The 21,228-nt window shown below is 55.0% G+C and carries 17 protein-coding genes; 10 read left to right on the top strand and 7 right to left on the bottom strand.

From position 1 onward, the window contains the following. Nucleotides 1–55 precede the first annotated feature (55 nt). Nucleotides 56–835 (top strand): alpha/beta fold hydrolase, encoded by a 780-nt coding sequence (locus tag KP708_RS00575; RefSeq protein ID WP_215749712.1) that lies wholly within the window; start codon nucleotides 56–58, stop codon nucleotides 833–835. Here the strand turns inward: KP708_RS00575 and KP708_RS00570 are convergent. Further along, nucleotides 832–1,482 (bottom strand): DNA-3-methyladenine glycosylase, encoded by a 651-nt coding sequence (locus tag KP708_RS00570; RefSeq protein ID WP_046900471.1) that lies wholly within the window; start codon nucleotides 1,480–1,482, stop codon nucleotides 832–834. The genes KP708_RS00575 and KP708_RS00570 overlap by 4 nt on opposite strands. A 209-nt stretch (nucleotides 1,483–1,691) precedes the next feature. On the opposite strand from KP708_RS00570, the gene KP708_RS00565 reads away from it, so the two are divergent. The 3 genes from KP708_RS00565 (at nucleotide 1,692) to KP708_RS00555 (ending at nucleotide 5,331) form a co-directional block, all read left to right on the top strand. Beyond that, nucleotides 1,692–2,795: an energy transducer TonB gene (locus KP708_RS00565; protein WP_252347321.1), complete on the top strand. Its 1,104-nt coding sequence runs from the start codon at nucleotides 1,692–1,694 to the stop codon at nucleotides 2,793–2,795. 72 nt (nucleotides 2,796–2,867) lie between these two features. After that, entirely contained in the window at nucleotides 2,868–3,800 is a 933-nt protein-coding gene (locus KP708_RS00560) for a hypothetical protein (protein WP_211500353.1), read from the top strand. A gap of 79 nt (nucleotides 3,801–3,879) precedes the next feature. Then, nucleotides 3,880–5,331 (top strand): deoxyribodipyrimidine photo-lyase, encoded by a 1,452-nt coding sequence (locus tag KP708_RS00555; RefSeq protein ID WP_215749706.1) that lies wholly within the window; start codon nucleotides 3,880–3,882, stop codon nucleotides 5,329–5,331. A 46-nt stretch (nucleotides 5,332–5,377) separates the two neighbouring features. Here the strand turns inward: KP708_RS00555 and KP708_RS00550 are convergent, their stop codons facing one another. Beyond that, a complete protein-coding gene (locus tag KP708_RS00550; protein WP_215749702.1) occupies nucleotides 5,378–5,824 on the bottom strand; it encodes a hypothetical protein in 447 nt (148 codons plus the stop codon). Between the two features lie 76 nt (nucleotides 5,825–5,900). After that, nucleotides 5,901–6,503, bottom strand: coding sequence for a Crp/Fnr family transcriptional regulator (locus KP708_RS00545; RefSeq protein WP_252348071.1), 603 nt, complete (start codon nucleotides 6,501–6,503; stop codon nucleotides 5,901–5,903). A 270-nt stretch (nucleotides 6,504–6,773) separates the two neighbouring features. On the opposite strand from KP708_RS00545, the gene KP708_RS00540 reads away from it, so the two are divergent. From KP708_RS00540 to KP708_RS00525, 4 genes are all read left to right on the top strand, one after another. Beyond that, nucleotides 6,774–7,559 (top strand): OmpW family protein, encoded by a 786-nt coding sequence (locus tag KP708_RS00540; RefSeq protein WP_202206931.1) that lies wholly within the window; start codon nucleotides 6,774–6,776, stop codon nucleotides 7,557–7,559. A gap of 276 nt (nucleotides 7,560–7,835) precedes the next feature. Continuing rightward, entirely contained in the window at nucleotides 7,836–8,972 is a 1,137-nt protein-coding gene (locus KP708_RS00535; RefSeq protein WP_215749698.1) for an efflux RND transporter periplasmic adaptor subunit, read from the top strand. Between the two features lie 19 nt (nucleotides 8,973–8,991). Next, nucleotides 8,992–12,102 (top strand): efflux RND transporter permease subunit, encoded by a 3,111-nt coding sequence (locus tag KP708_RS00530; RefSeq protein ID WP_215749696.1) that lies wholly within the window; start codon nucleotides 8,992–8,994, stop codon nucleotides 12,100–12,102. Next, on the top strand, nucleotides 12,099–13,610 hold the full coding sequence (locus KP708_RS00525) for an efflux transporter outer membrane subunit (RefSeq protein ID WP_215749694.1): 1,512 nt from the start codon (nucleotides 12,099–12,101) through the stop codon (nucleotides 13,608–13,610). Before KP708_RS00530 ends, KP708_RS00525 begins: the two co-directional genes overlap by 4 nt. A 79-nt stretch (nucleotides 13,611–13,689) precedes the next feature. Here KP708_RS00525 and KP708_RS00520 read toward each other — a convergent pair whose 3' ends face one another. Genes KP708_RS00520 through KP708_RS00505 form a run of 4 tightly spaced genes read right to left on the bottom strand, consistent with a single transcriptional unit; the run spans nucleotide 13,690 to nucleotide 17,876 of the window. Beyond that, complete coding sequence (locus tag KP708_RS00520) at nucleotides 13,690–14,421, bottom strand: glycosyltransferase family 2 protein (RefSeq protein ID WP_215749692.1); 732 nt, start codon at nucleotides 14,419–14,421, stop codon at nucleotides 13,690–13,692. Further along, nucleotides 14,421–16,043 carry a capsular biosynthesis protein gene (locus KP708_RS00515; RefSeq protein ID WP_215749690.1) on the bottom strand — a complete coding sequence of 541 codons (1,623 nt, stop codon included), beginning with the start codon at nucleotides 16,041–16,043 and terminating at the stop codon, nucleotides 14,421–14,423. The genes KP708_RS00520 and KP708_RS00515 overlap by 1 nt, the downstream gene beginning before the upstream one ends. Then, nucleotides 16,040–16,414, bottom strand: coding sequence for a capsular biosynthesis protein (locus tag KP708_RS00510; RefSeq protein WP_202206925.1), 375 nt, complete (start codon nucleotides 16,412–16,414; stop codon nucleotides 16,040–16,042). The genes KP708_RS00515 and KP708_RS00510 overlap by 4 nt, the downstream gene beginning before the upstream one ends. A 49-nt stretch (nucleotides 16,415–16,463) precedes the next feature. Next, nucleotides 16,464–17,876, bottom strand: coding sequence for a glycoside hydrolase family 32 protein (locus tag KP708_RS00505; protein ID WP_215757133.1), 1,413 nt, complete (start codon nucleotides 17,874–17,876; stop codon nucleotides 16,464–16,466). Nucleotides 17,877–18,047: 171 nt separating this feature from the next. Here KP708_RS00505 and KP708_RS00500 point away from each other — a divergent pair, with 171 nt between their 5' ends. Together KP708_RS00500 and KP708_RS00495 are read left to right on the top strand one after the other, a co-directional pair. After that, the gene (locus KP708_RS00500; protein ID WP_215757132.1) at nucleotides 18,048–19,160 is read left to right on the top strand and encodes a hypothetical protein; all 1,113 of its coding nucleotides are present in this window, start codon (nucleotides 18,048–18,050) and stop codon (nucleotides 19,158–19,160) included. Nucleotides 19,161–19,260: 100 nt separating this feature from the next. Beyond that, entirely contained in the window at nucleotides 19,261–21,222 is a 1,962-nt protein-coding gene (locus tag KP708_RS00495; RefSeq protein ID WP_215749683.1) for a discoidin domain-containing protein, read from the top strand. Nucleotides 21,223–21,228 lie beyond the last annotated feature (6 nt).

Here is a 21,228-nt window from a genome sequence, read left to right as displayed (position 1 = left end):
TTCTGTTTGGCTGGAACGCTGCTTGCGATCAACCGCTGTCATGGAAGGATCATGCATGAAACTCAACGCCATCGAACGCGGGGACGGACAGGAAACGGTCGTTTTCCTGCATGGACTGTTTGGACGCGCCCGTAATCTTGGTTTTCTTCAGCGTGAGGCAGCCCAGACATTTCGGACGATCGCCCTGGACCTTCGCAATCACGGAGACAGTCCGCATGGCCCCGTTAGCTACGCGGCCATGGCGCAGGATGTGCTGGAAACCCTTGATGATCTCGGGGTCGATTCCTTTTCGGTCGTCGGACATTCCATGGGTGGGAAGGTTGCAATGATGCTCGCTCTGGCAGAGCCAGACCGTGTAGTCCGCCTGATGGTCGCTGATATGGCCCCCGCGCGGACCCAGCAGGGCCATGGAGATATGATTGCCCGACTGGATGCCATCACGTTTCCGCCAGACCTGACCCGGAGTGGCGCGCTGGACTTGCTGGAACCCGTCACAGGCAGCAGAGCCGTCGCGGAACTGATGGCTCAGAATGTTCGCCTCGACGGCACGCCGGGCTGGGCCATTGGATTTGATGACATTACGCACGGGATACGTCTGATCGAAGATTGGCCTGAAATTCAGGCTATTCCTTATGAAGGGCCTGCTCTTTTCCTTCGTGGGGGCAATTCCGACTATGTCAGGCCGGAGCACCACCCCCTGATCATGGCACTGTTTCCTCATGCCCGGATACAAACGCTGGAGGGCGCAGGTCACTGGCTTCATGCGGAGCAGCCCCGCCCTTTCATTGTTGAAATGATGACGTTCCTCAACGAACCGGCCAACTCTCCAGACTAACCCGTCAACACGTTGGGAGCAGTTTTTCGCCCTTCTTCCGCCACGCGCCAGCAATACCAGGCCAGCGCGGAGCGATGTGGGGAAAAGGGAAGCGTTTCAATTTTCAGGGCTTTGGGCTTCGGCGCAATGTCCAGCCCTTTAATCCGGCGCCAGCCTTCCCGGACACCAAAGTCATCCACCGGCATCACATCGGGCCGGTTCAACGTCAGCATCAGCAGCATCTCAACGGTCCATCGTCCGACACCACGAAGGGTTATGAGCCGCTGGATCAGGTCCTCGTCTTCCAGTGCATCAGCATCTTGTCGGCTGGGCACAAGTCCATCCAAGCGAGCCTGCGCAACGCCCCGCATGGCGCTCTGCTTGCTGGCAGACAGGCCGCAGGCACGCAGAGCATCTTCGGACAAAGCAAGAAGGGCATCAGGTGCTGGAGGCGTGCCATCCTCGGACGCCTCAGGGCCAAGAAGGCATAGCCGCCCGAAGATACGGCGCGCAGCCACACCGTGGAGCTGTTGCCCGGCGATGGCACGGAGGAGGGCGTCATATGGCTCCTGATCGCCTCTTCCCTGAAGGCGACAGGGACCAATCCTGCGAACTGCGGCTGCAACATCCGGATCAACGGAAAGACACGATATGAGACTGTCTGTCATGAAGCTGTCTTTCCTGCCAGGAACATGGCGCTTTGTCTCTTTCGTGAACTGGCCATTACTGCCATGATAGTGACAGACGCAATGCCCACCCCCAGACCGGATACCAGCCTGCCGGATGACGAACCCGCCCGCCCTGGTGCATAAAGCCTGGCGATGACTTGCCGCCACCTTTCCTCTTTTGAGCAGGCCCGCAACCTATGAGCGGGAAAATGCCGTCTGCCAATGGCAAGGTGGAGCGTCGCGAGCCAAAGCTGTTCGCTGCGTCCTTACGCCCTGTGAATGCACATCTTCAGTCACCGAAGGGATTCCGGTCCCGGCTGAAGGATTATGTCCCACCTGCGAAAAGCCCGGTTCGTCCCGTCCTGACGCCCATGATGCGTCCACAGACCATTGTGGAACCGGGGCCGACTGTTCCGTTCTGCATTTCTGCTGGCCTTCATGCGGCAGTCCTCGCCCTGCTGCTTACGCAGCATCAGGGCGTGCATGGTTCACCTGCAGGAAGTGAGCAGCCGCAGGTTGAGATGGTCTTTGACCAGCCTCCCTCAAAAAGCAGCATGCAGGGACCGCGCGCCAATGATCAGGGGGGCGCTCCGCCACCACCGCCTGCCCAGAGCCAGGAAGAAACCCAGCAGGAACAGCAGCAGCCAGAGCAACAACAATCTGCGCCAACACCTGCCGTACCGACGCCTGAAACGCCGTCGGCCCCGCCCGTGCCCGAAGAGTCGTCGTCCGAGCTTCCCAAGACCACGCCGTCTCAGCAGGTTACGCCGGGCGCCGCACCCAGCCAGAGAAACACACAGACGACGTCGCACAGTCATCGTGCCCATCGCTCGAACCGGTCACAGAACAACAATCCGTTCGCCCATCCGATGGATCTGTCCTTCGGTGAACAGCCATCGCCCTACCGGCACCGTCGTGGACGTGCGGCAGGCTCGGGCGGGCCGATTGACATGTCGCTGGGGCCGCTCAGCATGAATGGCGCCATTAACGCGCCTTATCAGACACGCACCAGCGTGAAGGGCGTCAGTGAAGACTACGGCAGCGAGATTGATCGCTGGATCCGGTCTCACATGTATTATCCGGAAGATGCCGCCCGCGCCGGAGAGGATGGTCCATCTTCTGTCCATGTTGTTCTGGACAGATTCGGGCATGTGAAAACAGTCCGGCTGACGGGCCAGTCCGGCTCCTACTCACTGGATGCTGCCACGACGGGTATGTTCCAGGGGGCCAAACTGCCGCCCGTGCCGCCGGACATGAAGGGCGACCACTTCGATATCGATGTGACGATCAATTACATTCTGATCCGCCGCTAATCCGCAGTTTCGACATCGGCGAAGTGATCCCTTACACTTCGCCGATCTCTTTATCACTGTTCCGGAGCCCTGATGCGCCGTTTCCTGCCTGTTCTGCTGCCCCTCTGTCTGGCTGGCTGCTTCAGCATGCCCCGCCCTTTCTCGGACCCGGGACAACAGGCCCGGCAGCTCGCAACGGCAAACCTGCCTCCTGCCCGACTGGCCGTTCCGACATCTTCCGAGTCCTTGTTGTCCGATGATGCTGCGAAGCTGTGGGCTCATGACGTTGCGGAAGCCATGGTGGCACAGTCGGTGCCGGCTATTGCCCAGCCGAAAAAGCCGGGTGACTGGTGGCTGAAACTGAGCGCAAGCACACGCAACGGAGCGGTGGTGCCGCACTACGTCATCATGACGCCTGAGGGGAAAGCGCGTGCTGAAGGCGATGGTGCACCAGTTGATATGGCAGGCTGGAGTGCGGGAGATCCGTTGGCCATTAAGGGCGCCGCCATGCAAGAAGCTCCGGAACTGGCCAATCTCCTGACCGGTATTCAGGCGGATATGATGCAGCAGGACCCTCACAGCCTCATGCGTCGTGCCGCTCATATCTATTTTGAAGGCGTCAAAGGAGCGCCCGGTGACGGAAATACCTCTCTCGCCCGGGCGTTCTATGCCTCGCTGCCTGACAAGACAAACTCTGTGCAGACCAATGCCAAGAACGCGGATTTTACGGTTCAGGGCGTCGTGAAGGTCACAACTGCGGGGACCGTTGATAAAACTTTGATGCAGCACATTGAGATCGTCTGGCATGTCATCACACCAGACGGCAAGGAAGCCGGGGCAGCAACACAGCTTCACGATGTTCCAGCTCATTCCCTGGATAATGCGTGGGGCGACACGGCTATCATGGCTGCTGAAGAAGCCGCGGGCGCTGTGCGGACCATCATCACCAATTATTCTGGCCGGGAGCACAAGCCGCTGCCCGCATCAACACAAACTGTGAAACCATCCGACGCAAAGCACGCTTAATTTCAGCTCACGCACTCTGTGAGCGCTATTTTCGAGGTTTTGACCCTCAGTCCTTTCATGCCCTCGGAAAGAGAGCCGAATGCTTGCCCGCGCGTCACAGACTAAAGAATCCCCTGTCATCGTCTGGTTCAGGGATGACCTTCGCCTAGCAGATCACCCTGCCCTACAGGCTGCTGTAGAAACCGGACGACCTTTGATCTGCGTTTACATTCTTGATGATGAGAAACCTGCACTCCACCGTCTGGGAGCGGCATCCCGGTGGTGGCTGCGTGGCGCACTGGCCGAGCTAAGAAAATCTCTGGCTCAATACCATGGAGCGCTCCTGACGCTTTATGGGTCCGCAGAGACGCTGATCCCTGCGCTTGCAAAAGAAACCGGCGCTGACTGCGTTTTCTGGCATCACCGGTTTCATGCTAAAGAGCGGGAACAGGACGACCGTATTGCTGATGCGCTCAGCAAAAACGGCGTCTCGACGAAGGCAGAATGGGGAACAGTCCTGCTGGATCCTGAACGGGTCCGCACGAAGGAAGAAAAATTCTATCGCGTTTTCACGGCCTTCTGGAAAGCGTTTCAGCTTCAGGACGTTCCGGATCCTGTAGATGCGCCATCCCACCTGTCGTTCTTCCCTGTTAAGGACGATTTGCTTCCGGATCATCGTCTTGATGAGAAGGGTCTCCTCCCCACCCAGCCTGACTGGGCCGCCGGGTTGCGGTCTAACTGGGAGCCGGGGGAAACCGAGGGACAGGAGCACCTGGAGGACTTCCTGAAACACGACTGTGCCCGTTATGGAACCGGTCGGGACGAGTTAGGGCGTGAAGGAACCTCGCGGCTGTCCCCTTATCTGGCATCCGGGGCGATCTCTCCGCGGCAGGTTTGGGCCGCGATTCAACGTAAAGGAGCTTCCGAAGAAGGCGCGAGGATTTTTCTCTCCGAGATCGGGTGGCGGGAGTTCGCGAAATACACCCTTTTCCATCAGCCTCTTCTTCCCGAAGCCAGCCTGAATCAGAAATTTTCATCCATGTCGTGGCGCACGAGCCAAACAGATTTGGAAGCATGGCAACAGGGACGTACCGGCATTCCTGTTGTGGATGCTGGCATGCGGCAGCTCTGGGTGACGGGGTGGATGCATAATCGGGCGAGAATGATCGTCGGATCATTTTTGACGAAGCATCTGCTGATTGACTGGCGTGAAGGGGAAGCCTGGTTCCGTGACACCTTGGTAGACGCGGACTGGGCGAGTAATGCCATGAACTGGCAGTGGGTTGCTGGGACGGGCATTGATGCTGCGCCGTTCTTCCGGATTTTTAATCCGACCAGACAGGGTATAAAATTTGATCCTGACGGCGATTATATCCGCCAATGGGTGCCAGAGCTGAAAAAGCTCTCAGGAAAGGCACTGTTCGAGCCTTGGAACGCTCGGGAAGATGAACTGCGCCACGCTGGCGTCATTCTGGGAAAGACTTACCCACATCCGATCGTCGAGCTTCAGGACGGTCGGGACCGGGCCATGAAAGCGTTTCGCTCTCTGTAACGTAAGAAAGAATGCCAGCCGGAGTAATCCGGCTGGTGAGGCTGTCTCAGAGACCGCCGTTCAGGAAGTTCGTCGCATCGCTGCGGCTCTTCTTGCCCAGTGCATTCAGACGGTTCTTCTGTTCCTGCGGCGCATTGCGCAGCTTCTGAAGCTTTTCCGTCTGTGCGGTACGGGCTGTATTCAGCTTGTCACGCTCGCTGTTGATCTTGTTCTGAATGTTGGCTTTTTCGTTAGCCGGTGCATTCGCGTACTTGTCTTTGAGTGCCTGGATTTTCTGCGTGCGCTCAGCTTGGGCTGCAGCAGATTGCGTCTGGTAGTTCTTCACGCGGTTGTTGAGATTGTCTTCTTTCTGGGCAAGATTCCCAAGGAAGTCATTCTGAGTGCTCTGCGTAGCTGCAGCCGGATCGGCTGCGTAGGCCTGGGAGGCTACTGAAACCGAACCGGTCAGCAGGCTGACAGCAAGAAGCGAACGGAAGAAAATACGGTTTTTCATGAAGTCTCCTGTAATCATCTTGCAGGAAGACACCAGCACTTCGTGGCGGGAATGTGGCTTCCCGGTAAATAAACTTCTATTCGAGGCCTTCCGCAATTATAGCGATGCGATCAGGTTGCATAATTGTAATGTGAGTAATGCCACGAATGCTTATCAGACCTTCCCGTTTAAAGGCGCTCAGAACACGGCTGACTGTTTCAATAGTCAGTCCAAGATAATCCGCGATATCGGTCCGCGGCATGGGTAGATCCAGCTCAATCGGCGCATGAGGCTCTGGTACTGGCGCTGAGAGCAGCCGGGCGCGCTCCATCAGGAAGGTTGCAAGACGCTCGCGCGCCGTCTTTCGGCCCAACAGGGTCATACGAGCCTGCATCAGGGTCAGTTCACGAGACGCTTCCTGACGCAGCCGATGCTCCAGATTGGGAAAGCGATTTGTGAGTCGCTGCATCGACGCATGGGGAAAACGACACAGAACCGCAGTGCCGAGCGCCTCTGCACCGAATGCATAGCTCGTGGACGCTGCAAGCCCAAGGAAATCTCCACCTTCAGCAAAACCGGTAATCTGGCGGCGTCCGTCTGGAAGAAGTGTAAAAAGTTTAACGCGTCCACCAGTCACAACGAAAAAATCATGGGCTGGCTCGCCCTCTTCTATAAATGAACGTCCATCCGGAACAGTCATTTTTGAAGATTCACTAGCAAGTATAGCAAGATCACAATCGTCTATTGCACTACAGATACTATGTTCGCGACCAATGCAGTGGGCACAGCGATCGTGGACTTCGTCCGGGATACGCGTTGATGTCATGATGATTGGAACTCTCCCGGCCTGTAACATTTGCTGTGCCGCCACACCCATAGCACATAATTCCCCAGACTTGATCCAGGTCAAGGTGAGGCGGGGGGAGGAGTGCTTTGTGAGGTCAACTATTGTTGATGGAACCTCTTTAACATGAAGACTTCAGCTCTTGCGCTGGTCGCCGCCCTAGGTCTGGTGGCATCACCTGCTTTCGCTCAGACAACGGCCCCTGTCGTTGCTCCTCAGGCTACTGTTTCCGCTCCGATGACGGCGGCTCCGGTACCACAGGTCAACATCATTCCCCCGTCATCCGGCCACTGCGGTCTGTTCGAGACCTGCGCGAACACAAAGATCGGTCTGGGCAAGGGTGACTTCCTGATCCGTCTGTCTGCTCTGGGTGTTCTTCCGCAGGATACGTCTTCCCGCGTGAAGGTGATCGGTGGCCGCGTGAAAGCAACCAATCAGGTAGCTCCTGAATTCACGTTCGAATATTTCTTCACGGATCATATCTCTCTGGATCTGATCGCAGCCAGCACCCGTCATGAACTGGCCGCTGAAGACACGGCTCTGGGCAAGGTTGATCTGGGTAGCACGTGGGTTCTGCCGCCGACGCTGACGCTGGCCTGGCACTTCCGCCCGCACAAGCGCTTCAACCCATATGTGGGTGTCGGCCTGACGCTGGCGTTCTTCCACAATATCAGCCCGGCTGGTGGTGCGGTTCAGAAGCTTGATCTGCGTACGACGGTTGGTCCGGCTGCCAATGTTGGTTTTGATTATCAGCTCGTCGGCAACTGGTTCTTCAACTTTGACGCCAAGCAGATGTGGCTGTCCGTTCCGGCCTTCATCAACGAGCGCGGCGGGGCTTCTGGCCCATACATCCACGCCCGTGACAGCCTGAACCCGACCACGGTTGCAGCCGGTATTGAATACCGCTTCTGATCTGCTCCAGCAGTTCAAGACGGCCAAAGCAGCTCATCCCCTGGGGGTGAGCTGCTTTTTTTATGTAATTTTTGGGTCAAAACGATAAAATTTTTGCAATATGTTGCTGGAAGCCTTTAGAAAATCCAAGTTTTCAGCTTCTAGTGATGCTGACCGATGATTATGTCACGTAGCGCTTGCCATGAAATCGTCGGGGTTCTGAAGTAGCAGGACGGTTCATGCTTCTGCCGCATTTGCGGCATTGGTCGTCTGGCAGATACGGGGTTTTCAAAAAGTATGCGTGTTGCGCGCGCCAGCGCTCTGGCTCTCGGCCTGCTGGGTCTGGTTTTCCTTGTTCTTTTCTTGAGAACCTATTTCTTCGCTCCGCCGCATGCGGCTATCCCCGAGCAACCTATGTTTGCCCGGCAGAATGGTAGTCTCGTCTTGCGGGATGGCAGCCCTTTGCAGAAACGCCTTGTGATCGCTCCGGTTTCCCTGTCGCATGCCACGGCAGGGGTGACTCTGCCTGCGCAGGTGGTTGCCATACCCGATCATCAGGTCAATGTGCTGGCACCAGCAACGGGCCGGATCATGAGTGTGGCAGTTCAGCTCGGCCAGCATGTTTCACGTGGGCAGGTACTGGCGACGATTGCAGCCAGCGATCTGGATCAGGCCTGGGCCGACGATCGTCGGGCCCGCGCTGCACTGGATTTCTCCAAACGTGCCTATGACCGTGCGCGCGGCGTGCTCGCTGCTGGCGGAAATGCCGTGAAAGACCTCGAATCTGCACGCAATGATCTGGCTCAGGCAGAAGCAGAAGCCCTGAGAACCCATCAGCGGCTACAGGTTCTGGGCGCGCGCTCCGATTACGCTGCGAAGGGACAGGTCCCTCTCGTATCGCCCGTTGATGGTGTTGTTTCCGCAGCCAACATGGCTGTGGGGCAGAACATCACGGACTCAACGGCCATTCAGATGACGCTGCTGGATCTCTCTTCCGTGTGGGTCGCTGCGGCTGTGCCGGAAAGCCGCATAGCTGACATCACGGCAGGAGCCACACTGGATGTCACGTTCCCGGCCCTCCCCGCTCAGACCTGCTCCGGCCCGGTTGCGACACTGGACCCTGAATTGAAGCCTGATACACGGCGGCTCAACGTTTACGTTGTTTGCCCCAATACGAACGGCCAGCTGCGGCCGGGTATATTCGCTTCGGCCAATCTGAGTGTTTCGGAAAACGATGTTGTCCAGGTGCCAAAATCCGCATTATTGATGAACAACGATCAGGTTTCGGTTTTCGTCGAAACTGCTCCCGGGACTTTTCGTCGGCGTGAGGTCACCATCAATTACGACGAAGGTGACAATGTACTTGTTCTCTCCGGCCTGTCAGCGGGTGAGCGTGTTGTGACCAGCGGCGCCATCCTGCTGAACGACGACTGACCGGAACGGGCCAGCCATCATGATCGAACGTTTTATCTCCTGGTGTTTCGTGCGCCGGAACATCGTCTTCTTTGCCGCCGTCCTGCTTGCCGTCATGGGAAGCATTGCGTGGCGTGTCCTCCCTGTTGAAGCCTATCCGGACCTTGGGTCTGTCAGCGTTCTTGTAACGACCCAGCAGTCCGGTCTGGCTGCGGAGGAAATGGAGCAGCAGGTCACGATCCCTCTGGAGCGCATGCTTGCCAGCGTTCCCGGTGTTTCGGACAGTCGCTCCACCAGCACATTTGGGCTGTCTCTCATCACGCTGATTTTCCGGGATGGGACAGATGTGTTCTGGGCCCGACAGCAGGTTGAAACCATCCTTGCCAGCAACCCGCTTTCCAATGGCGCGCAGCCTTCCCTAGGGCCAATTTCCGGCCCGACGGGCGAGATCTATCGCTATACGCTGGAGTCAGACGACAAAAACCTGATGCAGTTGTCGGACGTCCAAAAATGGACGGTTATTCCTGCCCTGCTTCACGTACCAGGAGTGGTCAGCGTTGATAATTTCGGCGGGTTCACGAGGGAATATCAGCTTGTCCTCAATCCCTCCGCGCTGTTCCGCTATAATATTGGCCTGGAAGATGTTCTGACGGCCATCCGCAATAACAACATCAATGCCGGTGGGGGTCGCGTCACACGAGGGGAGCAATCCTACATCGTTCGTGGTGTCGGCATGATCCATTCACTTGCAGATATGGGTAACATCGCCGTAGCCCAGCGAAATGGTGTCCCCGTGCTGGTGCGGGACCTCGGAACGGTGCAATTCGGGCATCAGGTTCGCGAAGGCATTCTGGGGAAGGATCATAACCCCGATACCATTGAGGGTGTCGTCACCATGCTGAGTGGTGAAAACCCTTCCGTAGTTCTGGAAAACCTGCACCAGACGGTTGCGAAGCTTCAGACGCAGCTTGCCCCCCAGCATATCCGCGTCGTTCCCTATATCGACCGAGACAATCTGGTTCTCTCCACGACCCACAAGGTCACGGAAACCATGATTGAGGGCATTCTGCTGGTTGTCGTGATCCTGACGCTCTTTCTGGGAAGTCCGCGCAGCGCCGTTGTCACGGCCATCACCATTCCACTTGCGCTGTCCGTCGTCTTCACGCTCATGCATTTCCTTGGCATGTCCGCCAATCTGTTTTCGCTCGGTGCCGTCGACTTTGGCGTGATCGTGGATGGCGCCATCGTCATCACCGAGACCATTCTGCGTGTTCGTGAGGAAAAGCCTACCGAAGCATTGGACTCTTCTGAAGTTCTGACGGTAGCCAAGCGAGCCGGGCATGCCATCTTCTCATCCACTCTCGTGATTATTCTGGCATACAGCCCGCTCTTTGCTTTCGAAGGAAGCGAAGGGAAGCTGTTCCGGCCCATGGCTTATACGGTCAGTTTCGCACTCCTGGGGGCGCTGCTCTGCGCACTGGCCCTGATCCCGTCGCTGAGCTTTCTGGCACTTCAAAAACCCCGTCATATCTGGCGCAATCGCCCGCTCGAATGGCTGCATGGTCGTTACAGCTACTGGCTTGGGCATTTTATTGATCGCCCCCTCTTTGCTTATGGAGCCGGTCTGGGCGCTCTGGTAGCTGTGGTCTTCCTCGGGGCAACGATCGGCCGTGAGTTCCTACCTGATCTTGATGAAGGCGCCCTGTGGCTACAGGTCCAGATGCCGACCGGGATTTCGATGGAGAAGGGCGAACAGATCGCCAATGAACTGCGGGATGCCGTGAGAGAGTTCCCGGAAACCTCTTATGCCATCACTCAGTTAGGTCGCTCTGACGACGGCACGGATCCGTGGACGCCATCTCACATCGAAATGCCAGTTGGCCTGAAGCCTTATGACCAATGGCCTTCGGGAGAAACAAAGGCACAATTCGTCCAGCGGCTACATGATCGGCTGCAGAAGATACCAAGTATCGATTTCGGTATCAGCCAGCCGATTGAAGATCAGATGAGTGATCTTGTTGGCGGGGCGCACAGCCCGCTGGTCCTTCGTGTCTACGGCAATGACTTTCAGGAACTTCGCCACGTTGGACAGCAGATTGTGGATGTCCTCCATAAGGTTCCTGGTACGGCTGAGGCTTCGATCTTTCAGGAGCCCAGAATTCCCCAGATCGATGTAACGGCTGATCGGCTTGCGGCTGCCCGCTACGGAATCAATATTTCCGATATTTCGGATATCGTGTCCTACGCAATCGGGGATGCCCCTATTTCCACAGTCTATGAAGATGATCGCTTCTATGACGCGACACTGCGGATTCCCCGGAAAGACGCGCAGGATCTCCAAAGTCTTTCGCAGCTTCCACTACTGACTGCACAGGGCGCTTTTGTGCCGCTCTCCCAGGTGGCCCAGGTCGGTCTGCGCATGGGTGAGAGCAATATCGCTCACGAGATGAGCCATCGTCAGATCACCATCCGGGTCGATAATGGCCAGCGTCCCCTGTCACAGTATCTTGCTGATGCTCAGGCCCGCATTGAGCAATCGGTGCATTACGACAAGCAGAAGTACACTTTGGAATGGGCAGGCACATTCCAGCAGCAGGAACGCGCGCAGAAGCGTCTTGCCGTTGCTCTGGCCGTCATGTTTGCCATGATGCTGGTTCTGTTATTCATCGAATTCGGCAAAATCCGCCAGGCACTGCTCATTCTCAGCGTTGTTCCGCTCGCGACGCTGGGTGGCCTGATTGCGCTGCATGTGCGTGGAGAGACCCTGAATATCGCTACAGCTGTAGGCTTTATCGCCCTTTTCGGTGTGGCTGTGCAGAATGGCATCATCATGATTTCCAGCATCAACCGGCACCGTGCCGAAGGCCGTTCTGTGCGGGATGCTACGATTATGGGAGCGGGTGAGCGTTTCCGACCGGTTCTTATGACGGCAACCGTCGCCAGTGCAGGCATGCTCCCCGCAGCACTGGCAACTGGCGTTGGCACGGACGTGCAGCGTGGGCTTGCAACAGTCGTCGTAGGCGGGCTTGGGATTGCAACACTGCTGACCCTCTTTGCATTGCCCGTCTACTTCAGTGAGCTTGAAATGTGGGTGGAACGTCGGGATGCCCGTCGTCCGCGCCCGTCTGAAGAGAATGGAGCCCCGACATGAAGCGGGTTCTTAAAAATACGACCGCCCTTCTGGGGTCGGTTCTGATATCAGCCTGCGCAGTCGGTCCGGACTTTCATCGTCCGGACCTTCCAAAGGACGTAAACTATCAAGCTACGCCGCTTGCGGGGACGTCCGGCAATGCCCAAACCGGGACAGGAGTGGCTCAGCACTTCCAGAGCGGCGTAGATATTCCTGGAAAGTGGTGGGAAGTCTTCCGCAACCCGCAGCTTAATGCGCTTGTTGAGCAGGCTCTGACCAACAACCAGTCCATGAAAGCCATGCAGACAGGACTGAAGTCTGCATGGGAGCAACGGCGTATAGAAGGGGCTGGTCTGTATCCGACAGTCTCGGCCTCTTTTAATCCAACACGCAATAAGACCTCACGCGTTTACTCCCCGGTTCCGAACAACAACACGTGGCTGTATAATGTTCATACCGCTCAGCTGACGATCGGATATGTTCCGGATCTCTGGGGTGGGACGCGGCGAGCGATTGAGGCCGCGGGCGCGCAGGCTGAAATTCAGAAATTTCAGCTTGAAGCTACCGCTCTCACTCTGATCTCCGATCTGGTGAGCGCAACAATTGACGAGGCCACGCTTCGTGCGCAGATCGAAGCGACACAGGATCTGATTGCCAGCCAGAAATCGGCTCTCAAGCTGATTACGGCCCGGCAGAAATTCGGAGACGCGTCCGAGCAGGACATGGTGGCGCAGCTTGCTTCGGTGGCGCAGCTTGAAGCTACCCTTCCCTCTCTGAATCTTCAGTTGGCTCAAACCCGGGATCAGTTAGCTGTTCTGGTTGGGGTGGCACCCAATACTCCGCTGCCGACCTTCAGGCTGGAACAGTTTACGCTTCCGCAGACATTGCCGGTCTCCCTGCCCTCAGACCTTTTGAATCAACGACCGGATATTCGAGCGGCGCAGGCGCAGATCCAGTCTGCAAGTGCGCAGATTGGTGTGGCGATCGCCAACCGTCTGCCCAACGTGCAGCTTAGTGCCCTCCCAGGGCAGGCCGTCGGGACCATGAGCGACTTCTTCAAACCCGGGTATGGAAACTGGACGATCGCTGCAACTGTCATGCAGCCAATCTTCCAGGGCGGCTCCCTGCTACATGCCGAGCGGCAAGCCCGCGATAACCTGCTACAGGCCAACGAGACCTATAAGGCCACAGTCCTGAGTGCCATTCAGGACGTCGCGGACAGCCTTCATGCACTGGACTTTGATGCTGATGCGCTGATGGCGAATGAGAACGCCTATACTGCGACAGGAAAGAGTCTGAAGATTGCTCAGGCTCAGCTTCGTCTGGGAGATGTCAGTGAGCTGATGGTGCTTCAAGCCCAGCAGTCTCATGCTCAGGCGCGGTTGGCCTATGTGCAGGCACAGGGCGCAAGGTTCTCTGATAGTGTAGGTCTGTTCCAATCCCTTGGCGGCGGCTGGTGGAACCGTAATGACCTGGGGATGACTCCTGAAGCACAGAAAGCTCTCGGGAAATCGTTGCTACCATGGTGACGAAGCGCCACTCAGATCGTTTTTGATATGACGATCTTCTGTGGCGTACCTCTAGGGTACGCCACAGAAGGGAAATCGTTCAGTCCTTCACAGCATCCAGCAGAGCTGTGTATTCGGCAGGGACACCACAGAACGTAATCACGTCCTGAGGCACGAGATCGTAGTGGATCTTCCGCCCTTCCTTGATCAGGTGATTATAAAGCGGTGCGACATAGAGCTCCGGAGAGGAAGGCGTCAGACGCTCCTGCGCGAGAGCATTCAGAAAATCGCTGGCGCGAGCAAAGTGATAAAGCCCATCACAGCACAGATCTGAAATGGGCTGCTTTTCGGTCGTTCTGGCCGCCAGGGGTTCATTGCTGTTTTCTTCAGGTCCAACGTAAGACCAGTTGGCCCCTTCGCCTTTGAAAACTTCCAGATAACCGTCGGATGTCTTGAACCACGGTGCATCCGGAAACCGGAAGTCCTCACGAAATGTATCAATGTTGAAGATTGTCAGTGGCGTTTCCAAATCCAGCCCGGCTTTCCTGACGCCAAATTCAACTGTCTCAGCCTGCCCAGCCGTTTCATGATCAAGGATGATGATACGCACATCCTTGATGCCAAGCTTGGCTGTTTCTTCCCTGATGAAAGCTTCTGTATCTGCCACAGTCCGAGCGATGAAGATGAATGGCATCGTCTCGAAATAGGCTGAAAAGCTCTCGATGGAATGCGCAAACACGCTTTTCCCAGCCAGGGGCAGCATATACTTCGGCTTGGTATACCCGGCTTTTGTAAAACGGCTGGATAGACCAGCCATCGGGATGACGATCATCAGATTTTTCCTTCAAGAGTCGAATACAGACGCAAGGCATTGGCGATGAACGCCTTTTGTCGATCTGGTCTGTCGGAATGCAAAGGCAGCATGGAAATGAACAGGGACGTCGTGATTGCTCGAATTTCTGCGCTGGAAACAGAAATACCAGCAATGCTCATTTCAGAGAACGCGCTTTGCAGCCACTGACGATGAGAGGACGTATCGAAATTCAGGTCGAAATTGTAAAGTCCATCCTGCTTCAGGTCATACCGACCGGCAAGAATGAAGTCATACAGTCCGTCAACTGAGTGGGAATATTTTGCGATATCATATCGGCAATCACCGTAGATTTCGCGCTTTTCGCTGAAGACATACCCACGGGGATCAATGACAGAGATACGACTGTTTCTGGAGTTGTAAAGGATATTGCTGAAGCAGAAATCGCCATGCATCATGGTAGATGAAGCCGCAGGATCAAACGATACCATCGTTTCCAGCTGGCGGCTGATTTCTAAGAGAGACGGCATCTTCCGTCCCTTGTAAACCAGTTCATGCTCTATATCGAAGCCGGTTTCCTTAGCGAACCGCTCCAGCCGTTCGACCGTCTTGCTGCCCATAAGCTGCCGCGAGTAATCGTCTCTCGGCTTGTCCCCAGGTGTCGCTGCACAGATTTCCAGAAATTCTGCGCAGGAGGTCAGGATCTTCTTCCAGGAGACACGGCCGATTGCAGAGAAAACATAGAGTTCCGACAGATTCGGCGCGTACTGGTATTCAGTTGAATAGAAGGCCCTTTGCCCTTGGTCCCCCTTGTCCAGCAATCTCGCCGCGTAGGGCTGTACCTTTGGTGGAACACTCTCAAACCATTCAGCTTCAGCTTTCATCTTGAAGGTGTCAGCCGAAAGCTTACGAACCGTATTGCGGGTAATCTGAAGGGAGTTGAACGCGCGCGCTGTCGTTACGAGCCGACGAGAGCGGAAATAAGTCTGGATATGACCAAAGTCATACCAGTCCTGAATTTCCTCCATCTTCATAGGACGGCGCTGCAAGTAGTTGTTTATGCCGTCAATGAAACGACCGCGCACCTGGCTGATGGAGCGAACAAGCTCTGCACCACTGGAGAATGCGAAATAGCCGCAGGCAACGGGATTTTCGGTATTCTGCTCGCTTGTGGCCTCAAACGTTTGCAGACTGACGATAACATTGTCGCTATGTTTGATCGCAGCCCACGAATAGTCATCCCCCTCCGCATGACCGGCAATCACGTCGAGCTGGGTTGGGATCTGGCTCAGAACGGTGTCACCGTGCAAAATGCGGACGCCTGTATTGTAGGCGTTGATCACATTGATGGCGTAAACAATCGCTTCGCCGAGCTGCATGTCATCTGGAACGGGAAGAAGGGTAACTCCCTTTTCATTCAAACGCTGAGTATCGTAGGCCGGAACGTCAAAACTCTCGGGAACCGTCATGTACAGAGGGAATGTCTCGGTGAAGTTTTTCCGAAGACAGTCTATCTGCATGTCATACAGACGGCCTACGCCCAGCGGCAGAAATGAAGGGGGTAAAAGGCCGAACTCCGCAACCAGTTCTTGATCGACGAAGGCGCCTGATGTGATCAGACCAATGGAGGAGGGGGCACTCATTTGTGCGTCTCAATCAGCGTATTGATCTCTTCAAGCGACAAAGAGAGAAATTCAGACGGACGCACGGCACGGTCATCAATATAGAACCCTTCCGTCCCACACCACGGCTTGCCAACATAAATCTCGTCGTACGGTACGTCATGCTTTTTCAGCCATTCGATGATGATAGGCAGTGTATTGGCGTTGATCTTACCAACAGCCCCCTGATAGGTGCGCATGTTACGCGCCGTCTGGATCAGAATTTCGAAACCCTCAGACTTGTACTCCCGAAGCTTCTCGATCAGGGGAAGATTGGGCTCTTTATCACTGTAAGAGAGGTCAGGGTTGTTTTTCGTAAGAGTATCATCAAGATCAACAACTAGACGCTTCATAGTTCAGCACAGCCTCCGAGGATTTGAGTTTCACTTTTATCTTGGGTTTCTAGAGAATACCAGTAAGCCGATTGCCTGATACAGGCTTCAAGAGACAGATTTCATAATCGGCATTTTGAAAACATCCGGAGTTTTTCAGCGTAAAAGGACCGCCCGGATCGCCATAAGCCCTTGTATTAAGGGCAGAGCCATCAGATGTGAAAATTTCGATGACCGATGCATCCACATAAATATCTAGCTCTGCCGAGCGTGAACTGGATAACGGAACTGTATCTTCATTGCAGGACACTTCCGCTCCGGTTTTCTGCGGATTGTAGTCAAGATGCAGAAAACGATCTGTTCGACTGAAGACCAATTCGCCCGCCGAGCTCGCATCGAATCTGACACGTATCCGAACACACGGCCCTGGAAGCGTTACAGGTTCCTTGGGAGATCCGGAGAACAGAATCTCACCGTGAAGTGCCTCAACCGAGGGATGAAGATGAGAACGGACCTTTCCATCTGGCCCGGCGACAAGCAGCCGAGGAAAAGACATGACGCCGCTCCAGCCACGATCCGCGGCAGCGCCTGCCTGCCAGGGCTTTTCAGTAATCCAACCAAAGAGCGTACGCCGCCCTTGAGCATCAAGCATACTGCGAGCTGCGTAGAAATTACCGTAGCCTAGCGCATCCAGCGTTAAGGGGTGGAATTTCCCATTCACGTAGTCACCCGTTGCAACATGCACGACCCAGTTAATGGAAAACATCAGAGCATGTCGGGCGCCCACGCGAAAGAAATCCGGACATTCCAGCGCATCATCACCACCCCGCAAATCCGAAGGACCGTAAAAAATTCCTTTATAAGACCAGTCTCGAAGATCACGGCCTTCATAGCGTAAGATGACGCCCCCCTGGTTCTCAATGCTGCTACCAACAAGCATGACCCAGGTATCGCCTTCACGCCAGATTTTCGGGTCTCGAAAGCCACGGATCTTCAATCCAGGCGGCCCAACTGGCAGTACAGGATGAGATTCCTGACGCCAGTGCGTCATGGTGAGATCAGATGTAGCAATACATTGAACCTGGTCCGGCGCCCGCCCTGCCTTCAGACCGGTGTAAACAGCGATTGCCTGCTGTCCATCCAACACGACATCTCCTGTGAAGACACCGCTTGAATCCGGACCATCAGGCTGTGGCGACAAAGCAATAACCTGATGCTCCCACCTCACCAGATCACGGCTGGTCGCATGTCCCCAATGCATATTACCCCATACGGCGGCATCAGGATTCCACTGATAGAAAAGGTGGTAGGTGCCATTTGCAAAGACGGGTCCACAGGGATCGTTCATCCAGCCATGAGGTGGCAGCAGATGGGATTGCGGTCTGAAAGGATCAGACATCAGAAGATAGGCTGGGGGGGAATGCCCCGTTTCCCCCAACGCACGAGCAGAATACCCAAGCAGAGCGGCGGCCGTAGAAACCATGAGAGACCGGCGTGATAGCCGCGCAGGTAACGCATCGGTTAATAAGTACCTGGACACAGAACGTCTCCCTGTCGTGACCGCAATTGTCTATTGCGGGAGAGACTATGACATGAGACGCTGAACTGACACCAGAGAACGTCCAGCTACTCTATCAAAGGTGGGAAAACAGTATTGAACGCAGGTAGACTCTTTGCGGCAGTCATGATTGCAGGCAGCAGTTTTGCCTGCTTTCCCACCAGCCATGCTGAAGAACTATCAATTCTTCCGCTCAAGGCAACACTGACGAAAAGTACCCCGTCATTCCAGGTCAAGAATCTTTTTTCGTTCCAGTTACCCGCCAACCTTCCCGCACCCGCAAACTTTCGCGGGCTGATTGGAACACTTTCCACAACCACAAGCCCGGACAAGACAACACATAAGCCGGTTTGGTCAGAAACGCTCTTTGGGCTGGCGTATACAACACGGTCAGTATGCCCGTTATCCGGCCAAAAGATTGGGAGTTATTCTGAAATTTTCTCCAGCTTCCCCAGTCAGGGGCTGGCGGGGCTGATTGTTAAACAGTCGGGTCCAGGGACCGTGACAATCCCTGTGGCCMTCAAACTACCCGCCGGTCTTCCAATGCGCCTACCACCCGGCGGGTGCCTTTTCATGAGCTTTGACGGAACAGATTTTGCCAATCGTCCTTATACAATGACCAGCAATCTCTCGTTGCTTTACGACACGCAGCCCCCAAAATGGCCGTCTTACAGCGTCAACGGACTGGATGCAGAGTTCGTGGTTACGCCCAGCACCGCACACGGCCCAGTTCTCAACGCCTATACCGTTCTTCCCGTTTCAGAAAAGGGCCCCTTACACCCCGGGCTCCTCCTCGATGTTTACGGAAACGTCTCAGCCACATCATCCAATGGATTTTCCGGAGCCCCTGTAAAATCGGGTCGCTGGAGCATTCGGGAAATTGTCTCTGTTTACCGCCGGGGCAGCTGTAACCAAGCCTTTCCTCACCATTCGGAAAACAAGTTCATGTGGAATGACCATAGCGGCAATGGCACTGAACCCAATCCTTCTCATGCGCTAAAGCCCACAGCACAGAAAATACTCGATATTGTTCTGGATGGTAACGGGATTGATTCAGTAATGAAGCAGGCTAATGGCATACAGACATTGCCAGTCTCTTTAGAGGCAGGAGACTGCGTTGTTTCAGCCATTCTGCCCAATACAGTTGATAAATCGATTGATGGCAGCGTGAATGTGGAAACGCAGATCAAAACTGTCTCTACACCCTGATCTCCTCTTCCTATTTTGGCTGGACGCTTTAAGAATAGTCAAAACAGGCATAATGCTTTCAGGCGCGTGTACTGACGTTTGGTAAGGTGGAGCAAGTTTCGTGGGCAATATCACTACCGGATTCAGCATTCTTTCGAGCTCACAGACCTCTCCACAGGTAAACGAAGAATTTTCCTCTCAGCGCGAATGGTTTCCCTGGTGGCAGATCAGCCTCAAAGAGCCCGTTCGCGTCGAAGGCATAAGGCTTGAAGGCTTTCTGGAAGGCACGGACCAGCCTCCTCTCATGACGGTTCTTATTTCAGACGACGGGCAAAACTGGCTTCCTGTCTGGACACAACCTCTCTACGAGCCCGACACCCGCGCAATAACCTCAGTATCTTTCCAGCAGGTATTTTCTGCTCGCCACATCCGCCTTCGGTATGATGCGTTCGGCGTCCTGAGTTTTAAAAAAGCTGTTTTTGAGACTTCTGCTTTCACAGGGCATGAACAAACAGTTGAAGAGGCATTACGCGGCTATAAAAAAACAGCCGCAAACTCACAGGTCGTACTTTCAACGCTTTTCAACGAAAGCGATGAGTTCCTTGAACAATACATTGACAATTTTCTGGCCTACACCCCTGAGAATGTCTGTGTAGCGCTAAATTTTCCTTCTGAACGTGCAATTCCTCCCCACATCAAGACGATCAGCCCCCGTGTACATGTTTTCAACGGGAAAATCCGTCGTGAGAAATGGGGGCACACGCTTCTTCTGGGGCATCTGGAAGCCTTTGAAGAAGCACAAACCGCTTTTCCCAATTTTGATTATTTCGCCACCATGGCCTCCAATGGGCTCATGGTCCGAAAAATGGACGTTGCCGCCGCAATCGAGCAGCTTCCGCTGGCCTGTCGTGTTCCTGTCGCCTCCGAGCGGGCCTATGAGAGAGATCTCGATGTAGATGTGCTGGAGCCGACATACCATGGGACATGGATGTGGCATCATTTTCGCAACTCTACCGGTTTGGGAAATTATCTCCGGGAGAAACTGGCCGTAGAAAAGGTCTCTGCGACACAGATCGAAGGTCTTTTCGCGCGCAGGCAGGACTGGGACCAGCTCCATGCACGCAAAAGCCTGATTGAAGGGCTGGAAGACTTCATTTCCTTCGAAAACTATATGGCTATCGAGGAAGTGCTTCCAACGTCCATTTTCGATCGATTTGGAACGGGCCAATACACGCATATCTGTCGTGTTCTCTGGTCAGGCACCCGCCAGACAACGGTTTCAGACCTTCTGGAAATGGTCCCCACTATGCCGGATCATTTCTGTGCACTGAAGTGGTTTGACCGCTCCCGGATTGCCCAATCCACTGTTGCGGTGACAACACCTTGGGGCCGCAGCCTTCTGGAAATGGGTCAAAGCCAACACAGTGATATCGAACAGTTCCAGAAAGTTACCCTTGCCAAAACCCTGCTTGCAAAAGCGTATGAAGCAGAACATTTCGGCCCACTGACAAACCGTTGGTGGCCGACCGATGCACAAGGGAAAAAGGGCTTTAACTGGTCCGTCAGGGATCTGATATGCAACCGCCAGCATATTGAATTGGATATCCCTGAGCGGTCCCCTTCCCGGGTGGCTCCAGCATATCTGTTCATGGAAGCCACAAACCAACGTATCTCTGTGGCCTTGAATGTACGGGAAACTGCAGAGGCCGAAACCATTTTACGGCTATCCTGCAGCGCGTTGACAGAAGACGGCGCGCCCGTTTCAGGGGTGCATCTGCAAGGCTATCTCTATCTTTCCGGCCTGCAGGGAGACACCGTCTTTTGTCTCTCCATCCCTCGTGGGAAATGTTTTCCACATGATGCGCTGGCTCGAACCGTTTTTCACGATGAACACGGTTACACGGTCGATTACGCCGATCGTATTGAGCATTTTGATGATGTTGAAAAACGTTATTTTGTGCGCAAAGCGCGCGGAGCAGAGGGGCAGGTCTGGCTTGGTCTTCCTATTCACTGCAACGCCACAGTAGAAGTCGGCCTCTCAGTAGGCCCGGACTATCGCAACAACCGCAGCTTATCCGTCTGAGATCTG

The sequence above is a fragment of the Gluconobacter sp. P5H9_a genome (genome assembly GCF_018812085.1).
GTDB lineage: Bacteria > Pseudomonadota > Alphaproteobacteria > Acetobacterales > Acetobacteraceae > Gluconobacter.
Note: the sequence above shows the minus strand (reverse complement) of the source record. Positions and strands in the feature narration are given on the sequence as shown.

Coding starts and splice junctions, on each gene's coding strand:
- KP708_RS00560 (WP_211500353.1), top strand. CDS start 2,868: ATGCGCCGTTTCCTGCCTGTTCTGCTGCCCCTCTGTCTGGCTGGCTGC.
- KP708_RS00540 (WP_202206931.1), top strand. CDS start 6,774: ATGAAGACTTCAGCTCTTGCGCTGGTCGCCGCCCTAGGTCTGGTGGCA.
- KP708_RS00535 (WP_215749698.1), top strand. CDS start 7,836: ATGCGTGTTGCGCGCGCCAGCGCTCTGGCTCTCGGCCTGCTGGGTCTG.
- KP708_RS00530 (WP_215749696.1), top strand. CDS start 8,992: ATGATCGAACGTTTTATCTCCTGGTGTTTCGTGCGCCGGAACATCGTC.
- KP708_RS00510 (WP_202206925.1), bottom strand. CDS start 16,414: ATGAAGCGTCTAGTTGTTGATCTTGATGATACTCTTACGAAAAACAAC.
- KP708_RS00575 (WP_215749712.1), top strand. CDS start 56: ATGAAACTCAACGCCATCGAACGCGGGGACGGACAGGAAACGGTCGTT.
- KP708_RS00505 (WP_215757133.1), bottom strand. CDS start 17,876: ATGGTTTCTACGGCCGCCGCTCTGCTTGGGTATTCTGCTCGTGCGTTG.
- KP708_RS00515 (WP_215749690.1), bottom strand. CDS start 16,043: ATGAGTGCCCCCTCCTCCATTGGTCTGATCACATCAGGCGCCTTCGTC.
- KP708_RS00555 (WP_215749706.1), top strand. CDS start 3,880: ATGCTTGCCCGCGCGTCACAGACTAAAGAATCCCCTGTCATCGTCTGG.
- KP708_RS00565 (WP_252347321.1), top strand. CDS start 1,692: ATGCCGTCTGCCAATGGCAAGGTGGAGCGTCGCGAGCCAAAGCTGTTC.
- KP708_RS00550 (WP_215749702.1), bottom strand. CDS start 5,824: ATGAAAAACCGTATTTTCTTCCGTTCGCTTCTTGCTGTCAGCCTGCTG.
- KP708_RS00520 (WP_215749692.1), bottom strand. CDS start 14,421: ATGATCGTCATCCCGATGGCTGGTCTATCCAGCCGTTTTACAAAAGCC.
- KP708_RS00545 (WP_252348071.1), bottom strand. CDS start 6,503: ATGACTGTTCCGGATGGACGTTCATTTATAGAAGAGGGCGAGCCAGCC.
- KP708_RS00525 (WP_215749694.1), top strand. CDS start 12,099: ATGAAGCGGGTTCTTAAAAATACGACCGCCCTTCTGGGGTCGGTTCTG.
- KP708_RS00570 (WP_046900471.1), bottom strand. CDS start 1,482: ATGACAGACAGTCTCATATCGTGTCTTTCCGTTGATCCGGATGTTGCA.